We start from the raw sequence: 17,798 nt of genomic DNA, 5'->3' as shown, positions 1-17,798 counted from the left end.
AAACTAGGCTTACGAGAAAACAATCACGCACGAAACAATTTCATTATTGAGCGATTGTCGATGTCACTGACAATCACCTTATCGAATACTTTGATTAAACAAACAGACCAAACACACCAAACATCATCACAGAGACAAACGCGATCATAAGACCAACCGCTGACTCGTAAGGAATCAACTTGAGACGCTCACGAATGTCCATATGCACGGCACCACCCGTTGCGTGGAAGAAGCTACCGTGCGGCATGTGGTCAAGTACTGTTGCACCCGAGTGAATCATTGCTGCGCCTGCTAACGCTGGAACACCAAGTTCTAAAATCGTGCCACTAAACACGCTCGAAGCAACGGCAGTACCCGCGGTTGTCGAAGCAGTTGCCAGTGCCATCATCGCACCCGAGATTGGCGCTAAAATAAATGAAGGCATACCTGATGCTGCTAGCACATCAATCAATCCATCTCGAAGCGCAGAGTTAGCAATAATGCCCGCAAGCGTACCAGTACCTAGAAGCATCACAGCAACCGGGGCCATGCGGTTTAAACCTGACACGGCAAAGTGGTTCGTGTCTTTAAAGCGTCCCATCACGACCGCGCCAAGCAAGCCGCCAAGGGGAAGAGCGATAAGTGGGTCAACGTTAATCCCTGCAATTGGGCGCAGAGATAACAGTGCAATAGCAACTAAAGGTGCAACAATCGCAGCGTGGAAAGCGGGCAGTTTAGAATGATCAACCGCGACCACTTCGCTCTCCTCTACTTTAGTGCCTTTATTAACCAGTTTTTTCGCAATAAAATACGCGAAGAACATGCCACATAGACCGGGTACAATACCCGCAGCCATTACAGAGGTTAGCGGGACATCAAATGCATCTGCTGCTGCGATTGCATTTGGGTTTGGTGACATAACGTTACCCGCTTTGCCGCCACCAACCATCGCTAACAAAATGGCGGTTTTGGAAATATCAGCACGACGAGCAATCGCTAATGCAATTGGTGCGACAGTGATAACGGCCACATCAACAAACACACCGACCGCTGTTAGAATCATTGTTGCGACAGCTAATGCCAGAAGAGCGCGAGTTTCGCCAACTTTCTTTACTATGGTTTCTGCTATGGATGTCGCGGCGCCCGATTCAATCAATACGCCGGCAAGAACACCTGCGGCTAAAATCCGTAGTACTGCGGTTACAATACCTTGGGCACCGCCAATCATCAGTCCAACCGTGTCGGTAAGTGATACACCACCAACGACACCACCAAGCAGCGCACCGATGATCATGCCGTATGCTGGCGGAACTTTTTTAAGAATGAGGCCAATGGCCACGACGAGTGCAGTTAACGCACCTAAGGTAGAGACTTCTATCATTGTTGTTTCCATTCATTGTTGTGATTTGTAAGCAGAGTAAAAGGATGGAAGGCAGAATTCTTTATGCAGAGTGACAAATATAACCCAAATAACCGTGGTGTTTTTTGTCACCTTGCACATTTAACTCGATGCATTACATACATTTTAATGCCAAATACAACTGAACTTTATTATCTAACTTATTGATATTTAAACCAGTAACATCGTCAATCTTCTCTAGCCGATATCGCAGCGTATTTCGATGAATATGGAGCGAATCACAAGTTTGAGCCAGATCGCAATCTTGTTCAAAAAAGACTCTAAGCGTTTTAACGAGAACCCCTTTTGTATCTTGTTCAATCAATTTTTCTAGCGGTTGGATAATTTGGCTACGTCTCCAAGTGTCTTGCTTTAATGCCCCAACAAAAATAGACAGCTTGTTTTCTTGGTAGAAAAGAATCGACTCTCTACAACTGCCACTGCATTCGAGTGTCGCTTTGGCCGTCTCGTATGAACGGGCAATACCTGACAGTTCAGGGAAATAGTCGCCCATTGCGATTTTTATCGAAAACTCACCGACTTGCTGAATTCGCTTGAGCAGTTTCTTAACCCGCTTCTGTTCCTCTCTTTTACTCCATTCCCCATTAACGAGAGTCACGGGTTTGAGTACCACAATTTCATTCATCGACACCGATACAATACCCACAATATTATCTCGCTCAGGGTGCTCAAGCAGGTGTACCAGTTTTTGCAAATGCTCTAACGTTAATGATTGACCATGCTTAGGGATCACCTTTACCGCCGCAGCAATACGAGGTTGAGACAGGTCTAAATCAAGCCTTTCAGCAATCGATAGCAGCTGATTTTCATTGAGCTCTGAACCTTGAATTAGTTGCAACAGTAGCTCTTCTCTATGACGCTTATTCCACTGAACTTGAGCCATTAGCGCCGCTTGCTCCACGATCAACTCAGCGGTCATTTTAACCAGCTCGCCATAGTGTCTTACTTCATCAGGTAAACCTGAAATACCAACAACACCAATCACCTGTTCTTGATACAAGATGGGGAGGTTAATCCCCTCTTTCACACCAATAAGCGTACTTGCTACCGTTTTGTTTATTTCGACGGTTCTATTATCGTGAATAACAAGCAGTGCACCTTCATGAGTGCGATGTAATCGTGCAGGATCACTAGAGCCAATAATCTGCCCGTTTTCATCCATTACATTGACGGGGTATTGAATGATTTTGCTGGCTCGTTCTACGATCTGGCGTGCGATCAGCGAGTTTAACTGCATAATGTGGCCTTAAATCTTATGATAAAAAGCACGTTAGCATAGAGAGATAAAGAGTGAAAAGGGGGAATAGAGAGAACCGATAAGCTAGGTTACCTCGACTTATCGCCAAGGCAACCTATTAACGGCTGTATCCTAGTAATGAACTCTCATCAAACCCTTTATTGAATCACCGCACCTTGCTCGACCCATTCACCAATGAGCACACGCTCGTCATCCGTCATTTGAGTTAAGTTACCCAATGGCATCACGTTGGTCGTGACTGTTTGAGCCACAATTCTCGGTACATTTGCTTTGATCTCTTCAGGCGTATCAAGAATGACTCCTGCTGGCGCAGCTGCAAAGGCCGCGTGAGAAGGTGTCGCTGAGTGACATACCGAACAACGCTCTTGAATCACATCATTGATTTGCTTAAACGGAATCATGCTTGAATCACTATGAGCTTCTGTCGCCGCAACGTCTTGTGTAGAGGTTGCCGAATCAGCTACAGGCTGCACTTGCTCAACCGCAGGTTTAACTGCAACAGGTGCCATCGATTTTTTCGCATACGGTGAAGTGACAAACGCTAAGGTAATCATACCCAGTGCGGCGACAGGTACTGTCCATGCAAATTTTTGGCTACCATGACGCGTATTAAAGTAGTGACGAACCAAAATACTGAAGATTGAAAGTCCAGCTAGAATCGCCCAGTTATACTCATGCCCATACGTGCTTGGGAAGTGGTTACTGATCATAATGAACAGCACGGGTAGCGTTAGGTAGTTGTTATGACGTGAACGCAATAGACCTTTCGCCGGTAACGCTGGATCAGGTTCTCTGTTCTCTTCAATCGCTTTAACCAAGTTACGCTGTGCTGGCATGATAACGCGGAATACGTTACCCACCATGATGGTACCAATGATTGCGCCAACGTGAATATAAGCACCGCGACCACTGAACACTTGAGACAAGCCGTAAGCGGCACCGACTAAGGCTAAAAACAGCACAAAGCCTAATAGTTCTGGTTTCTTACCCAGTGGTGAATCACACAGAAGATCATAAACAAACCAACCCGCGATCAACGCGCCAATACCAATGGCAACGGCTGTGGTTGAATCAAGCCCAGACCCTGGTGCAATCAGATAAATTTCTGCGTTAAGGTAGTAAACCACACCTAACAATAAAACACCTGTGATCCAAGTAAAGTACGCTTCCCACTTAAACCAGTGTAAGTGTTCTGGCATTTCTGGTGGTGCGAGTTTGTACTTCTCTAGGTGATAGATACCACCGCCGTGAATTGCCCATAAATCCCCTGACAATCCGGTTTTTGGATTAACACGGTTAAGATTGTTTTCTAGCCATACAAAATAGAAAGAGGCACCAATCCATGCGACACCCACTATCATGTGAGCCCAGCGAATTGCCAAATTCAACCATTCAGTAATATGCGGATCCATAATTTACTCCTTTAATGCATCTGCGCTTTCGTTCGTTGTTTCTACGCCTATTAGTCAGACGCTTAATTCACTTCGGCGAGCTGCTTTTCATCCTGATTATTTACATTAGGGAGGTCATCCAAATGCAAAGAGACGAGATTGTCTTCGAAATGCACTTCGTCACAGTTATTGCCCTCTCCTGCTCGATCGACAATTAGAAAACGATCTTGAGGAGTTAATGCCAATACTGGGTGATGCCAAACCCCTTTTAAGTAGTTCACACCTTGCTTGCCGTTACTTAGAAAAGCGCGACACTGCGATAAGCTTGGGTTGTCGCCTTTTGGAGCGACAACCAATAGATAAGGCTGGCCAAGTAATGGAATAAAAGCTTGAGAGCCTAGCGGGTGTCGTTCGAGCATGTTGATCGTCAATGGGTATTCAAGCGGTGTTGCTTCAAAAATACTCATGATTGTGTGACCGCCCTGCTCTTCAACATCTGCACTCGCCAATTTATGAAAACGTTTAGTCGAACCGTTATTGATCATGAAGAAATCACTGTTTTCCGCTTCAATAACGTCTCCAAATTCAGCAAACGCTGCTTTTGTTAATGGCTCTATTTTTAAACGTGATAGTTCAAGTTGACGATTGCCGTTGCTCATTTGATTTCCCTTAATTCGCTTTTACTTAGCTGCTACCTAATAACTACTTTGTTTTATGCTTTTACTTCGATACGGTTACTTCGAGGTTATAATTTCGAAGACCTTACTTCGATGCTTTAGTACCAAATAAACGTAAACGACTAATACCACCATCTGGGAAGATATTGAGTCGAACGTGCGTGATCGCACCAAGGTCTTTCACTTGCTCGTTGAACTCATGCAACTCGTGTGCTGATAGCTTTTGAGCAGGTAACAGTTCACGCCAGAATAGACTTTGTGTCTCTACTTGATCATCTGTTCCGCCACTTACGTAGGCTGCTTGAATTGAACAGCTGTCTGGGAAGTTACCTTTAAAGTGAGCCGTATCAACCACAACACGTGAGATATTCGCAGAGTGACCAAGTGCAACGATGACCCAATCATTACCAGGAGTACGACGACGCGCCGTTTCCCAACCGTCACCCATGTTTTCGCCACGACCAGGGCCTAAAATGTTGGCTTTAGTTCCATAATGCTCATCACTACATGCCAGTGCGCGACCGCCATTTTCTACCGCTGCGAAATCAAGTTGCTGAGAAGCGCTTAGGTTTGCCCAATCAACACTTGGACGACCGTAGATACGTAAGCGTGCGACACCACCATCTGGGTAAATATTCAGGCGAACGTGTGTGTACACTTTGTCACTGTCAATTTCGGTTAGGTGATGCTTGTCGCCTTGAAGGCTAGTCGACGCAATGATCTCATCCCACTCTTGAGACTCAGAAGGCGCACCTTCTGGGCTGTAACAGGCATCTAAAGACGCTGACGGCGGGAAGTTACCAGTAAACCATGTTGTGTCGATGTCTACCCCTGCAATGGTGCCCGCTAGGCCAAGTTTTACTACACAGTAGTCGTAACCTTCACCACGCTTACGACGGCTTTCCCAGCCATCCATCCACTTGCCGTTATCATCATAGACATCATCTTTCCACTCAGGCGCCTCACGACGTAACATGCGAGATTTGTCTGCAAAGAAATCATCCGTTGCATAAAGTGCTTCAGCACCGAGTCGCTCGTCTGCTAGGTTCGTGTAATCTTGAAAGCGATTTGTTTGTCCAAGTTCTTGTGTCATTCGTTTGAATCCTATCCAATTGTTCAATTAATAATAAAATGAGTATCGAGGGCTTTATTTAGCGCTCGTTTTAAGCCGAAATAGTTGTCGCTGTTGACTTACATATCTCGGAGGCGAAACAGGGCAATCTTGTTGATTTCTTGAATCGCAGTAGCAAACTCAGTTTCACTATCATTGCCTAATCGCTTCTCGAACGACTCGAGAATTTGGTAACGATTGGCCCCTTTTACCGCCATGATAAAGGGAAAGTTGAAGCGACTTTTGTAGCTATCGTTATAGGTGGTAAATTTAGTAAACTCTTGAGGAGAACATTGATCAATTCCCGCTCCAGCTTGCTCTGACGTAGAGGCTGCGGTGAGTTCACCGTTAACTGCTGCACGCCCAGCTAAATCCGGGTGAGCATTAATCAGTGCTAGCTGTTTATCTTGGTCAGCGCTAAGCAGTGATGAAGCCATTTTAAAATGTAAGCTTTCTACATTGTTATCTTCATCACTAAGCCCTTGTTCAAATACGACTTGCGCCACCCATGGGCTGTGTTCATACACATCCGCAAAATGAGAAACAAAGGCTTCTTTGTCCATTTGGGTTGGCTTACAAAATCTAAACTGGGTCATGTTGCCCTCCTTGAGCATTAATGATGATTACTTTGAATATGGGTGTACTTCGTGCCAATGTTTCGCGATATCAACGCGTCGCGTTAGCCACACTCGATCATGCTGTTTAACGTAGTCTAAGAACTTGCGCAGCGCAGCAATTCGGCCTGGGCGACCTATCAATCGGCAATGAAGGCCAACTGACATCATTTTCGGCGCGGTTTCGCCTTCCATGTATAAGGTGTCAAACGTATCTTTTAGATATTGGTAGAACTGTTCACCACTGTTGAAGCCTTGAACAGTTGAAAAGCGCATATCGTTCGCATCTAGCGTGTATGGGATAACAAGTTGCGGTTTTTCACCTTGCGTGTGCCAATAAGGCAGATCATCATCATACGCGTCTGAGTCATATAAGAAGCCACCTTCATCGGCAACAAGCTGGCGAGTATTCGGCCCTGTTCGACCTGTATACCAACCCAAAGGACGTGACCCTGTCACCTTCTCGATGATATCAATGGCTTTACTCATGTGCTCACGCTCAAGATCTTTATCCATATATTGATAATCGATCCAACGATAACCGTGGCTACAAATCTCATGCCCCGCCTTAACCATTGCTTTTGCAACATCTGGGTAGCGTTCTATTGCCATCGCAACGGCAAATATGGTGAGTGGAATCTCATACTCATCAAACAAACGTAATACGCGCCATACACCAGCTCGGCTACCGTATTCATAGATCGATTCCATACTGATGTGGCGTTCACCCTTAATAGGTTGCGCAGAGGGTATCTCTGACAGGAAAGCTTCTGATTCTTCATCACCATGAAGTACACAACGCTCGCCACCTTCTTCATAGTTAAGAACAAATGAAATGGCGATTTTGGCATTATTCGGCCAGTGGGGATGAGGGGGATTCTGGCCATAGCCGATTAAATCTCTCGAATAATCCTTATTCATCCGAACTCTCCTTGCTCGATTCATTTAAGAAATCGTAATTGATAAAAGAAACAGTGCTAACAGAAGGTTCACTTCTCAATTCAATAATCAGACTGCTTCCTACAAACTCCATACTTACATTGTATACAATTTTTTATTTTAATGTAAAGAAAATGTTTATTAAGTTAATTAATATAAAATGAACACTTAAAATCAACAACTTAAATATCAACCTACACGGTATTGTTTGTCATTACTGTGAGTCCACCAATGGAAAATCATCTTTTTGACGTAACAAACTCGCAACATTAAGCTTTACTATTTCAAAAATTGTGTACATATTAATATCACAGCAGCAAGAACAACGATTATTAGTTGTTTCTAGAGATCTGGTTGTTTCTAGGAATAATGAATTTGTAAAGCTATCAAGGAGTGCGCTACCGCGCAGAGTCACCATGGGAAAACTCACTACACACGTATTAGACACAATGAAAGGCACACCAGGTTCGGAGATCAAAGTTGAACTGTTTAAGTTTGATGGCGAGCAATACCAACCTGTTGGACAAACCTTTACTAATGATGATGGCCGTACCAATAAGCCTTTACTGGAAGAGGATCAATTTAAGGCCGGTAAATATCAGTTGGTCTTTCACGTCGCCAGTTATTTTGAACGAGAAGGCGTCAAACTCGATGATGTTCCATTTCTTGATGATGTCGTGATTCGATTTGGGCTTAGCGATGAAGATTCGCATTACCATGTGCCTTTACTTGTTTCGCCATACAGTTTTTCAACTTACCGAGGTAGCTGATTTACGCCGATGGTATCGGTAACTGCAACACACTTATTTCATCTAAAACAGTTCCGCTAGCTTTTTAACTATTGGATTTTTTATCTGTTAGCGATTTAGTAACGAGCTCTGTAACAAGCAGCTCAACAGCGGAATATAACTTAATAATATTGTTAAGATTTTTACAGAATCAATAACGGAATATAAATAAGAAAAAGGACTAGCTGCAATGAATGATAGTAAAGCAGATGTACTCAACGAACAGCCGTCAAACGGTTTGTTAGAGCGCTTTTTTAAAATTAAAGCACACGGAAGTAGTATAAAGAACGAGCTATTGGGCGGCGTAACAACCTTCGCAACCATGGCGTATATTATCTTTGTTAACCCACAAATCATGGCCGCATCGGGCATGGATCAAGGCGCTGTTTTTGTCGCTACCTGTATTGGTGCGGCTATCGGCTGTATTTTAATGGGTTTATTCGCCAACTGGCCTGTTGGCTTAGCTCCGGGCATGGGGCTTAACGCCTTCTTCTCTTTCACTGTTGTTAGTGAAATGGGGTACAGCTGGGAAGTGGCGCTAGGTGCGGTGTTCATCTCTGGTGTTCTCTTTGTCGGCATGAGTTTTTATAAAGTACGCGAGTGGATTATAGAAAGTATTCCTCACAGCTTGCGTTACTCAATGACAGCAGGTGTGGGTCTATTCCTAGGATTAATTGGCCTAAAAACAGCGGGTATTGTTGTAGAAAACCCAGCTACATTGGTCTCTCTTGGTGATTTCGCAAAACCAGACGCGCTACTTGCCGCCGTTGCGTTTCTAATCATTGCCGTGTTAAGTGAGCGACGTGTCTTTGGTGCGGTTCTTATCGGTATTTTGAGTGTGACTTTGATTGGTATGGGTCTTGGCCTTGTACAATACAACGGTTTCTTCGCGGCACCGCCAAGCATTGCTCCAACGTTCTTAGCAATGGATATTGCGGGCGCTCTGAACATTTCAATGGTCAGCGTGATCTTAGCGTTCTTGTTCGTCAACATGTTTGATACAGCAGGAACACTGATGGGCGTCGCCGACCGTGCAAATCTTATCAATAAAGAAACAGGCCGTATTGAAGGGCTAAGCAAAGCACTAAAAGCCGATAGTATTGCCAGTGTTGCTGGTGCTTGTGTGGGTTGTCCACCAGTAACCAGTTACGTAGAAAGTGCTTCAGGTGTCGCTGCGGGTGCTCGTACTGGTCTATCTGCTATTGTTGTTGGTGCACTCTTTATTGCTGCAATCTTCTTATCACCACTGGCTGGAATGATCCCAGCGTACGCAACATCTGGTGCACTTATCTATGTCGCATTCGTGATGATGAGCAGCATGCAGCACGTTGACTGGAAAGACTTCACCAACGGTGCGCCAGCAGCGATAACGGCTCTAATGATGCCATTAACGTTCTCTATCGCAAACGGTATTGCACTTGGCTTTATTACTTACACTGTACTAAAAGTGGCAACAGGTAAAACAAAAGATGTTTCTATCTCAATGTACGTTCTGACAGCAATTTTTGTTGCAAAGCTCGTTTATATCTAGCCTTGTTGATACCTAAGCTCGTTTGGGTGACAACGTAAAGCACATCAATCAGTGCTAATAATACCTAGCCAGCTCAACTCTTTTAGCATCAAGAGAGAGCTGGCTTTCAACATAAATCACCTAAAAACATAACCTAATCTCTGCTCGAAATTGAAAAGGCTTGGCCTTTACGGTTTTGTGCACCAAAAATTCGGCGCAGTACACTCTGTCGTTGATAGTTTTGACCCTACGCAGTTTGTAGAAGTCATTGTTTTTATAAAACTAAGAGTAAATAATTCACTCTTGAGGAACAGAACATGAAACTTCTCTACACATTAAACCAACGTCCTCCTAAAGGGATAACCCTCTTACTCGCTTTGCAACACATGCTCGCCTCCATCGGTGGTATTGTTGCGGTGCCTTTGATTGTCGGATCCTCCATTGGCCTCCCCAGCCCAGATATCGTGTCTCTAATTAACGCTGCGTTACTCGCGTCAGGTATTGTCACCATTGCACAATGTCTCGGTATTGGCCCATTTGGTATCCGTCTACCCGTTGTGATGGGTTCTAGCTTTGCCTTTTTGGGTGTCGCTATTGCGATCGGAAAAGAAGGGGGCGTCTCAAGCATCATGGGCGCTGCACTCGTTGGATCGTTTGTCGTCATCATTGCCAGTTTCTATATGGATAAGGTGAGAAAACTCTTTCCAACCGTGGTCAGTGGTGTCGTAGTGACACTGATCGGCTTAACAATACTGCCTGTTGCTATGAATTGGGTCGGTGATTCCCCAACCGTGAGTGAAGAATTCGCTACATTACCCAAGCTCTTTTTAGCAGCCGTATCACTGGGTATAGTGGTCGCGGTTTCTGTTTACTGCAAAGGTGCCGTGGCAGCGTCAGCCATCGTTATCGGGTTAGCAGGTGGTTACATTGTGGCATTATCATTGGGGATGGTTAACCTTGAACAGCTAAGCTCTGCCGCTTGGGTCGGTGGCCCTGAACCGTTTAAATTTGGCTTAACCTTTTCTCTAAGCGCCATCATTAGTATGAGCTTGGTTTACATTGTTGTTATCGCTGAAGCAACCGGTGATTTCATGGCTCTTGGTAACAACTGTCATACCAAAGTAAGCGGAAAAGACTTAAAGCGTGGTCTATTGGCCGATGGTGTGGGTAGTACCCTATCGTCCATTTTAACAGCAATGCCGTTGGCTTCATTTAGCCAAAATGTCGGGATTGTCGGTATCACCGGCGTCGCAAGCCGATACGTGGTTGCAACGACAGGTGGCCTACTCATTCTTGGTGGTCTATTTCCCAAGTTGGCCGCCTTTGCAGTCACCATTCCAAAACCTGTGTTAGGTGGTGTCGGGTTTGTTATGTTTGGCATGATCGCGTATGCGGGTATTCGTATGCTTATTAAAGCTGCCGATACTAAGCGAAACGCGCTGGTTATCTGTGTCGGGCTTGCCTCTGGTCTTGCGGTCACATTCGAACCAAGGCTTTTACAGCACTTACCTCATGATCTGTCTAACTTTTTACACTCAGGGATCACAACAGGCACCATCGTAACGGTTCTATTGAATATCTTGCTTCCAAAGTCTTCCGCAAAAGAAGAGAAAGAAGCGTTAGCCGAAAGTCAGTTGCAGGTAGAAGAAGAGATGGCCGAACAATCTCTTAATGAAACGAACGTACAACAAGACGATACATTAGAAACATCGGCGCCATTAACATCATCTAAGAATTCAAATTAACGGATAAATATAAGAACACAAATTTTCGCTTTGTCGAAATAAGCGCACCTTTGCAATAAATACGGTGCTTACAACCAAAAAATACAATGAAAAGACCCTCTTCCCTGAAAAGGTTGAGATGGCTAAGGACTACCATGAATGGACACCATCTGGATTAAGAATCCACTGGCAATTTACTCCGGCACTAACCAAAACGCTGAAGGCGGTTTGGTTGTACGCGGTACCACAATTGTTGAACTGCTAGCACGTCACCAAGAACCCAGCGTTGTAGTCGACTACACCGTTGATGCATCACACCATGTGATCACGCCAGGGCTTGTGAATACACACCATCACTTTTATCAAACGCTGACTCGCGCCTACCCTGATGCGCTCAATAAAGAGCTGTTTCCATGGTTACAAGCGCTCTACCCTGTCTGGGCGAACCTCGATGCCGAGATGATGAGCGTTGCAACAGAACTCGCACTGGTAGAGTTAATGATGTCTGGCTGTACTACCGCATCCGACCATCACTACCTACTTCCAACTGGCTTAGAAAACGCGATTGATTTACAAGTTGAGTCCGCAAAAAGCCTTGGGGTTCGAACAGTATTGACCCGAGGCTCAATGAGCTTAGGTGAAGACCAAGGTGGATTACCGCCTAGACATACCATTCAAACTGAGCAAGCGATCATTGATGACAGCCAAAGGCTTATTCGCGAATACCACGACAATAGTGAAGGCGCGATGACACAAATTGCTCTTGCTCCATGCTCTCCATTTTCCGTCACCACAGACTTAATGAAAGAAACAGCAAGGATCGCCAAGCAAGAAGATGTTATGACTCATACTCACCTATGCGAGACCATTGATGAAGAAGAGTTTTGCTTAGAGAAATTTGGCTTGCGTCCCGTTGATTATTTAGAAGATGTGGGCTGGCTTAACGAACGAACATGGCTTGCTCACGGCATTCACTTTAACCTTGATGAAATCAAACGTTTGGGTAAGGCAAAGATTGGGATTAGCCACTGTCCTACATCAAACATGATGTTGGCGTCCGGTATTTGTAAAAATAATCAGTTAGAAGCAGCCGGTGTAAACGTTGGGATAGGTGTTGATGGGTCAGCTTCGAATGACGGATCTAACATGATCGGTGAAGTACGCATGGCGATGTATTTGCAACGCTTACAATATGGCTCTAGTAATATCAGTCATTTTGATGCGCTTCGCTGGGCAACGAAAGGGTCAGCTCAATCGATGGGACGAAATGATATCGGTGTACTTGATGTTGGAAAACAAGCGGACATTTCTATGTTCAAACTCGATGACATTCGTTTTTCTGGTAGCCATGATCCACTTGCCGCACTATTGTTATGCGGGGCGCAACAAGCGGATCGCGTGATGATAGCCGGAAAATGGCGAGTGCATGACGGCCAGGTTATTGGTGTTGATTTGGAAGCACTGATCAACAGGCACAAAGCAGCGGCTGTTAGGCTTGCGAAGTTATCAGCACACTCTTAACGCTTTCGGGTTAGTATTAAAAACCGAAGCTCATGCTTCGGTTTTTTACATCACTTTTCCAGCCAATCCAGAAGTCATTATTTAGTAGGAAGAGCAGTCATAGCCCATTTTGGTGATGAGAGACTGGCCCGTACAAAATGCTCTGAAGAGAAAAGCTGAAATATTGTAAAAAAAATAGACCCCTCCTTAAAGGAGTTCAAGCCTTTCAGGCTTGGAGCGCTTTACCATAAATCATACTGACGTACATGCCCCCAAGTTTTTACCTCTAGTTGCGATGAGATACCTAAGGCAGCATCCGTATCACGCAGAAGATCTCTTAGCGCTTGCATCTTTCCATTTAACTCATTCAACTTTCGTGATTGGCTAAGCCTTAGTTCTGGTTCAATGTTTAATAGCAGTAAATGCAAGCTCCGGTGCTGTAACGGTGATAGACCTACCTTACTTGCCACACATAACGCCTTATTAAGCCGCACCACAAGATCATCACGACTGTTCTCTATAAGGTATTGTAGTAGCGTTTGAATGTACGATGTTCGCGGAATCAAGACATCAGAGAATCCCCCAATCCAGTAGCTTAATACCACTACTTCGGTTGGTCGGTAAATACCACACTCTTCTAGATCGTCAGCATCCCAATCTTCCGGGTAACTCACACCAGTGCCTTCACAACTAAAGCTACACTCATTTAGAGCAAATTCAGTTAATTCATCAAGCGTAAAGTGAGTACTATCGAAAATATGTCTCACCACCTTTGGTAAGCTTCGTCCATCCACAGTAGGAGCAAAACCTCCCACTGGAATATCACTCTTAATCCATAGAACCATCTCTCTTAACTTAGTCACCGTATCTGATTCTGAGTTAAGAAAACCTAACTCCAGCTCAAATGCAGCAAATAGATCGATTAGTTCAGAAGTATTAATTGTCAGATTCAAGTAAAGCGTCCTTTGCTTAAATTAGAGCCAAGCATGTATTTGCTGCAGGGCTATCTAAAAATTCCACACCATGAATAAACTCTCTATCCTTTAACGTAATTGAGAAGCTGTTTACTTAGGCGAGCCAATGCACCCTTCTCTGGATTGGTATAAGAAAACGTGCGAATACCATAGATTCCCATCACAAGAAACTGAGATAGCTCCTCACAATCTCTCTCTGATGAAATCTCTTTGTTCAACTGTGCTTGGTTCAGTTTGTCGGTAAAGGCGTGTTGCCAGTCATTGAGCATGTTGCTAATAATACCTTCAACTTCTTCGTCTTGGTCAGCAAGTTCACTCATGGCTTTTTGCAACAGACACTGTTTAATCTGAGCGCTTTCACACTCGGCCACAACTCCATCAAGATAGAGTTCTAAGCCTTCCATAACCGATTCTTTACTGTCGAACAGCATATTAAACTCGTTGTTTCTTTCTGAACGGTAGTGCTCTAAAGCTGCAACAAGCAAGCCACGTTTGTTTTCAAATGCACAGTAGATTGAGCCCGGATGCAGCCCCGTGGCTTTTTTTAAATCTTGCATGCTGGTTTTACTGTAGCCTTTGCTAATAAAGGCATCCATGGCTGACCGTAACACTTTTTCGCGATCAAACTCGGCACTGCGCATATTGACTCTCTCATTGGGTAATTGCATTTCATATTATCCCATTTTGAATGATTGTTCAAAAAAGAACTTGAATGATCGTTCAAGTTGATCTAATTTGAATGGTCATTCAAGAAACAGATACCTAAATCACAGAAGGCTCAGCATGGAAAACCTATTTCAACCGCTTGATCTAAACAGTACTATTACTCTGCAAAACCGAATTCTTATGGCGCCGCTAACACGCTGCATGGCTGATGAGAATCTTATTCCAACCCAAGCAATGGCGGATTACTATGCTCGCCGTGCTGATACTGGACTGATTATTTCTGAAGCCGTTATTATTCGCCCTGATGGCCAAGGCTACCCAAACACTCCGGGCCTATTTACTGCAGAACAAATTACGGGTTGGAAGAAAGTGACCAGTGCCGTTCATCAAAATGGTGGTAAGATTTTTGCCCAACTTTGGCACACAGGCCGAGTAGCCCACCCCCACTTCTTTGACGGTGAGTTTGTGCTTGCGCCTTCTGCTTTAGGGATTGAAGGCTCCGTTCCTAGAATGCGTGAACTTACCTACACCGTTCCAAAAGCAGCCTCAAAAGAAGAGATTGATCAACTTGTTGCTGATTATAGCCAAGCAGCAGCAAACGCTATAGACGCGGGTTTTGATGGCGTTGAGATTCATGGTGCAAATGGCTACCTCATTGATCAATTCCTGCATTACAGCAGTAACGTTCGTGAGGATGAATTTGGTGGCAGTATTGAAAATATGGTTCGATTCCCACTCGCTGTTATTGATGCCATTAGCCATCGAATCGGGGAAGATCGTACCGCCCTTCGCATATCACCAGGGGCCTATGCTCACATCGACACTGATAAACGTGATCGTGCAGTATTTGATCTTCTTCTTTCAGAATTAGAAAAACGTGAATTAGCCTACTTACACGTTGGAATCTTCGATGACTCCATGACCTTTGACTATCTAGATGGTAGCGCTTCGGAATATATTCGATCTAACTACTCTAAAACACTCGTTGGCGTAGGTAGTTACACAGCGGAATCTGGCAGTGAAGCCATCGGAGCAAACAAGTTTGATCTGCTTGCTATTGGCCGTCCACTGATTGCAAACCCAGACTACGTTGCCAAGGTCAAATCTGGTGATGACCTCATTGAGTACTCTGATGAGATGCTGATGTCGTTAGTGTAAAGATATGATTCCTTAACTAAATTTCAGAAACGTTCCTGCCTGTTTCACTTTGCCGCCAATAGTTTATTGGCGGTTTTTTATTTGTCCTCCCCCAACTCTCTTCTAAATCTGGCTTATTAAACACTTCATTTTCTGCCACATATTTCCAATTATAAAACCAGGTACGTACTCAATAGCTACAGCTGTAATCCAGAGTCAACATTTTAATCGACACTATGAATCTCAGGCGGGAAACAATATAGGACTAAATTTTCATCTACCCCACCTCAGCGATGTATTCATTGAGTACCACTATTAGCGCTGCTAACTTACGCTCAAACTCAGGTAATTTCTCACTGATCTTTTGCCTATCTTGTTCTTTCGCTAGCACCTCTAACTCACTCGCGTTGTTCATAAGTTCAATGGCACTGATGTTTCCTGCTACACCTTTAAAGGCGTGAAACTCATTTCTAGCGGCACCCATATCGCCATTTTCTAGTGCGCGAGTTAGATTCTCAACCTGTGAATCTACGGACCCTAGAAAGCTGTTGGCGATGAGCACCATGAACTCATCACTGTCACCAACTCTATGCATCGCTTGGTCCTTATCCCAAACAGGCGTAGCGATATCAGCCTCATTAGTTTCTATACTTACGTCCGATGCATCTATATGGTTACTCGTCTGCATTTAGCTCGTATCCTTGCCTTTGTTCTCGTCATTATTGCACTCTGATGCACTTAGTGGGTGACATTTCACTTTCAAAGCCCAGCATTTGCCTCTATTCGATCTAATTACTAGTTCCATCTTTGAAGCATTAATTTAGATTCTAGACAAGGAATCACGAGTTCGCGTTTTTTAATTAGCGTGCATTATTAGGTTCGATAGTAAAGCGTATTAACAATGTGACGATTGGAGACTATTGACCTTTTTTACGGTATCTAGCCTCACTTTGAACGCTGTTCACCATTTTACCAAAGGCTTTGTCTTTGGCTCTTTTCTCAGCCAATGACGAGCTATTAAATGCTTGTTCTTTCATCAACTTTTGGTAGCTGATAAAGCGGCGCTCTTCGAGTGTGCCATCGTTCAATGCGGCTTGAATTGCGCAACCGGGTTCTGAGTGGTGGCTACAATCACCGAATCGGCACTGTTCGGCCAACACAGTGATTTCTCCAAACGTCTCACTGACACCTTGTTCACAGTCACTGAGTTGTAGCTCTCGCATTCCCGGCGTATCCATCAATAGGCCTCCCTGAGGTAACCACTTAATCGCACGATAGGTTGTCGTATGTCGGCCTTTACTGTCATCTTCTCGAATGGCGCCAGTGTCCATGACATTCGCCCCCATTAATCCGTTCACTAATGTCGATTTTCCAACACCCGATGAACCCAAAAACGCGATAGTCTTATTCGTTTTACAGTAATGACTCAGCTCAGCTAAATGATCACCGTCTAGGGCGTTAACCGCATGCACTATTAGAAGCGGGTCAAGTGATTGAACATTTTGTCGTTTATCTTCAACATCAGCGCATAAATCCGCTTTGGTTAAAATGATGACAGGCTCAACATCGGCCTCTTTCGCGATCGCAAGGTAACGCTCAATTCGACTAAGGTTAAAATCGTCATTCAATGAACAAACAATAAATACACTGTCGATATTTGCGGCAATTAACTGTGTATCAAGCTTTGAGCCCGGTGACTTACGTTGAAACACCGACTGACGTTCTAAACCTCTAACGAGCCGTTTGGAATCATCAAATAACACCCAGTCACCTACGCAGACGCGCTCACCGCTAGGTGTTTGAGTAAGACTGAATTGACCTTGATCACTCATCACAACAACACCGCTTCGGTGATGTTCAATAATTCGACCAATAGAAAATTCTGTAAACTCATCAAGCGTCAGTTGTTGTTGAAAGAATGGACGCCACCCTAGTTGAGATAAGGAGGATGGCATTAATGTTTTTGGTTCGATTTCAGTACTCATTTTCACCCTTATTATTCAAAGCCAGTTTTAGTGTGCTCACATTCGATAGCCTTTGTTAGTGCCAACACCTTAAACTATAAAGCACTAGACAGGTCAAGTGTTTATCTATTTCATCTCTACCCCCC

General features: G+C 44.3%; 16 protein-coding genes. 5 read left to right on the top strand and 11 right to left on the bottom strand.

Annotation, left to right across the window (positions count from 1 at the left end):
- Positions 1-94: 94 nt before the first annotated feature.
- The 7 genes from KP803_RS15545 to puuE form a co-directional block, all read right to left on the bottom strand.
- Positions 95-1,360 carry a GntP family permease gene (locus KP803_RS15545; RefSeq protein ID WP_248009766.1) on the bottom strand — a complete coding sequence of 422 codons (1,266 nt, stop codon included), beginning with the start codon at positions 1,358-1,360 and terminating at the stop codon, positions 95-97.
- 133 nt (positions 1,361-1,493) lie between these two features.
- Positions 1,494-2,636 (bottom strand): sugar diacid recognition domain-containing protein, encoded by a 1,143-nt coding sequence (locus KP803_RS15540; RefSeq protein ID WP_248009765.1) that lies wholly within the window; start codon positions 2,634-2,636, stop codon positions 1,494-1,496.
- Between the two features lie 158 nt (positions 2,637-2,794).
- Positions 2,795-4,069, bottom strand: a complete 1,275-nt coding sequence (locus KP803_RS15535) for a urate hydroxylase PuuD (RefSeq protein ID WP_248009764.1) — start codon at positions 4,067-4,069, stop codon at positions 2,795-2,797.
- Positions 4,070-4,131: 62 nt separating this feature from the next.
- Complete coding sequence (locus KP803_RS15530; protein ID WP_248009763.1) at positions 4,132-4,707, bottom strand: ureidoglycolate lyase; 576 nt, start codon at positions 4,705-4,707, stop codon at positions 4,132-4,134.
- Between the two features lie 103 nt (positions 4,708-4,810).
- On the bottom strand, positions 4,811-5,818 hold the full coding sequence (alc, locus tag KP803_RS15525; RefSeq protein ID WP_248009762.1) for an allantoicase: 1,008 nt from the start codon (positions 5,816-5,818) through the stop codon (positions 4,811-4,813).
- 98 nt (positions 5,819-5,916) lie between these two features.
- A complete protein-coding gene (gene uraD / locus KP803_RS15520) occupies positions 5,917-6,432 on the bottom strand; it encodes a 2-oxo-4-hydroxy-4-carboxy-5-ureidoimidazoline decarboxylase (protein ID WP_248009761.1) in 516 nt (171 codons plus the stop codon).
- 27 nt (positions 6,433-6,459) lie between these two features.
- Entirely contained in the window at positions 6,460-7,371 is a 912-nt protein-coding gene (gene puuE, locus KP803_RS15515; protein ID WP_248009760.1) for an allantoinase PuuE, read from the bottom strand.
- Positions 7,372-7,805: 434 nt separating this feature from the next.
- Here puuE and uraH point away from each other — a divergent pair, with 434 nt between their 5' ends.
- The 4 genes from uraH (at position 7,806) to KP803_RS15495 (ending at position 12,932) form a co-directional block, all read left to right on the top strand.
- Entirely contained in the window at positions 7,806-8,159 is a 354-nt protein-coding gene (gene uraH / locus KP803_RS15510) for a hydroxyisourate hydrolase (RefSeq protein WP_248009759.1), read from the top strand.
- A 208-nt stretch (positions 8,160-8,367) separates the two neighbouring features.
- Complete coding sequence (locus tag KP803_RS15505; RefSeq protein ID WP_248009758.1) at positions 8,368-9,708, top strand: NCS2 family permease; 1,341 nt, start codon at positions 8,368-8,370, stop codon at positions 9,706-9,708.
- Positions 9,709-10,004: 296 nt separating this feature from the next.
- Entirely contained in the window at positions 10,005-11,432 is a 1,428-nt protein-coding gene (locus KP803_RS15500; RefSeq protein WP_248009757.1) for a nucleobase:cation symporter-2 family protein, read from the top strand.
- Between the two features lie 138 nt (positions 11,433-11,570).
- Entirely contained in the window at positions 11,571-12,932 is a 1,362-nt protein-coding gene (locus tag KP803_RS15495) for an 8-oxoguanine deaminase (RefSeq protein ID WP_248009756.1), read from the top strand.
- A 221-nt stretch (positions 12,933-13,153) separates the two neighbouring features.
- On the opposite strand, the gene KP803_RS15490 is transcribed toward KP803_RS15495, so the two are convergent.
- Positions 13,154-13,864 (bottom strand): hypothetical protein, encoded by a 711-nt coding sequence (locus tag KP803_RS15490; protein WP_248009755.1) that lies wholly within the window; start codon positions 13,862-13,864, stop codon positions 13,154-13,156.
- Between the two features lie 83 nt (positions 13,865-13,947).
- Positions 13,948-14,526 (bottom strand): TetR/AcrR family transcriptional regulator, encoded by a 579-nt coding sequence (locus tag KP803_RS15485; protein WP_248009808.1) that lies wholly within the window; start codon positions 14,524-14,526, stop codon positions 13,948-13,950.
- A 142-nt stretch (positions 14,527-14,668) separates the two neighbouring features.
- Here KP803_RS15485 and KP803_RS15480 point away from each other — a divergent pair, with 142 nt between their 5' ends.
- A complete protein-coding gene (locus tag KP803_RS15480; RefSeq protein ID WP_248009754.1) occupies positions 14,669-15,709 on the top strand; it encodes an alkene reductase in 1,041 nt (346 codons plus the stop codon).
- 256 nt (positions 15,710-15,965) lie between these two features.
- Here KP803_RS15480 and KP803_RS15475 read toward each other — a convergent pair whose 3' ends face one another.
- Entirely contained in the window at positions 15,966-16,376 is a 411-nt protein-coding gene (locus tag KP803_RS15475) for an Hpt domain-containing protein (protein WP_248009753.1), read from the bottom strand.
- 229 nt (positions 16,377-16,605) lie between these two features.
- On the bottom strand, positions 16,606-17,673 hold the full coding sequence (gene rsgA / locus KP803_RS15470) for a ribosome small subunit-dependent GTPase A (protein WP_248009752.1): 1,068 nt from the start codon (positions 17,671-17,673) through the stop codon (positions 16,606-16,608).
- Positions 17,674-17,798: the final 125 nt, after the last annotated feature.

The organism is Vibrio amylolyticus, assembly GCF_023145695.1.
GTDB classification, from domain to species: domain Bacteria; phylum Pseudomonadota; class Gammaproteobacteria; order Enterobacterales; family Vibrionaceae; genus Vibrio; species Vibrio amylolyticus.
Note: the sequence above shows the minus strand (reverse complement) of the source record. Positions and strands in the feature narration are given on the sequence as shown.

Coding starts and splice junctions, on each gene's coding strand:
- KP803_RS15545 (WP_248009766.1), bottom strand. CDS start 1,360: ATGATAGAAGTCTCTACCTTAGGTGCGTTAACTGCACTCGTCGTGGCC.
- KP803_RS15540 (WP_248009765.1), bottom strand. CDS start 2,636: ATGCAGTTAAACTCGCTGATCGCACGCCAGATCGTAGAACGAGCCAGC.
- KP803_RS15535 (WP_248009764.1), bottom strand. CDS start 4,069: ATGGATCCGCATATTACTGAATGGTTGAATTTGGCAATTCGCTGGGCT.
- KP803_RS15530 (WP_248009763.1), bottom strand. CDS start 4,707: ATGAGCAACGGCAATCGTCAACTTGAACTATCACGTTTAAAAATAGAG.
- alc (WP_248009762.1), bottom strand. CDS start 5,818: ATGACACAAGAACTTGGACAAACAAATCGCTTTCAAGATTACACGAAC.
- uraD (WP_248009761.1), bottom strand. CDS start 6,432: ATGACCCAGTTTAGATTTTGTAAGCCAACCCAAATGGACAAAGAAGCC.
- puuE (WP_248009760.1), bottom strand. CDS start 7,371: ATGAATAAGGATTATTCGAGAGATTTAATCGGCTATGGCCAGAATCCC.
- uraH (WP_248009759.1), top strand. CDS start 7,806: ATGGGAAAACTCACTACACACGTATTAGACACAATGAAAGGCACACCA.
- KP803_RS15505 (WP_248009758.1), top strand. CDS start 8,368: ATGAATGATAGTAAAGCAGATGTACTCAACGAACAGCCGTCAAACGGT.
- KP803_RS15500 (WP_248009757.1), top strand. CDS start 10,005: ATGAAACTTCTCTACACATTAAACCAACGTCCTCCTAAAGGGATAACC.
- KP803_RS15495 (WP_248009756.1), top strand. CDS start 11,571: ATGGACACCATCTGGATTAAGAATCCACTGGCAATTTACTCCGGCACT.
- KP803_RS15485 (WP_248009808.1), bottom strand. CDS start 14,526: ATGCGCAGTGCCGAGTTTGATCGCGAAAAAGTGTTACGGTCAGCCATG.
- KP803_RS15480 (WP_248009754.1), top strand. CDS start 14,669: ATGGAAAACCTATTTCAACCGCTTGATCTAAACAGTACTATTACTCTG.
- KP803_RS15475 (WP_248009753.1), bottom strand. CDS start 16,376: ATGCAGACGAGTAACCATATAGATGCATCGGACGTAAGTATAGAAACT.
- rsgA (WP_248009752.1), bottom strand. CDS start 17,673: ATGAGTACTGAAATCGAACCAAAAACATTAATGCCATCCTCCTTATCT.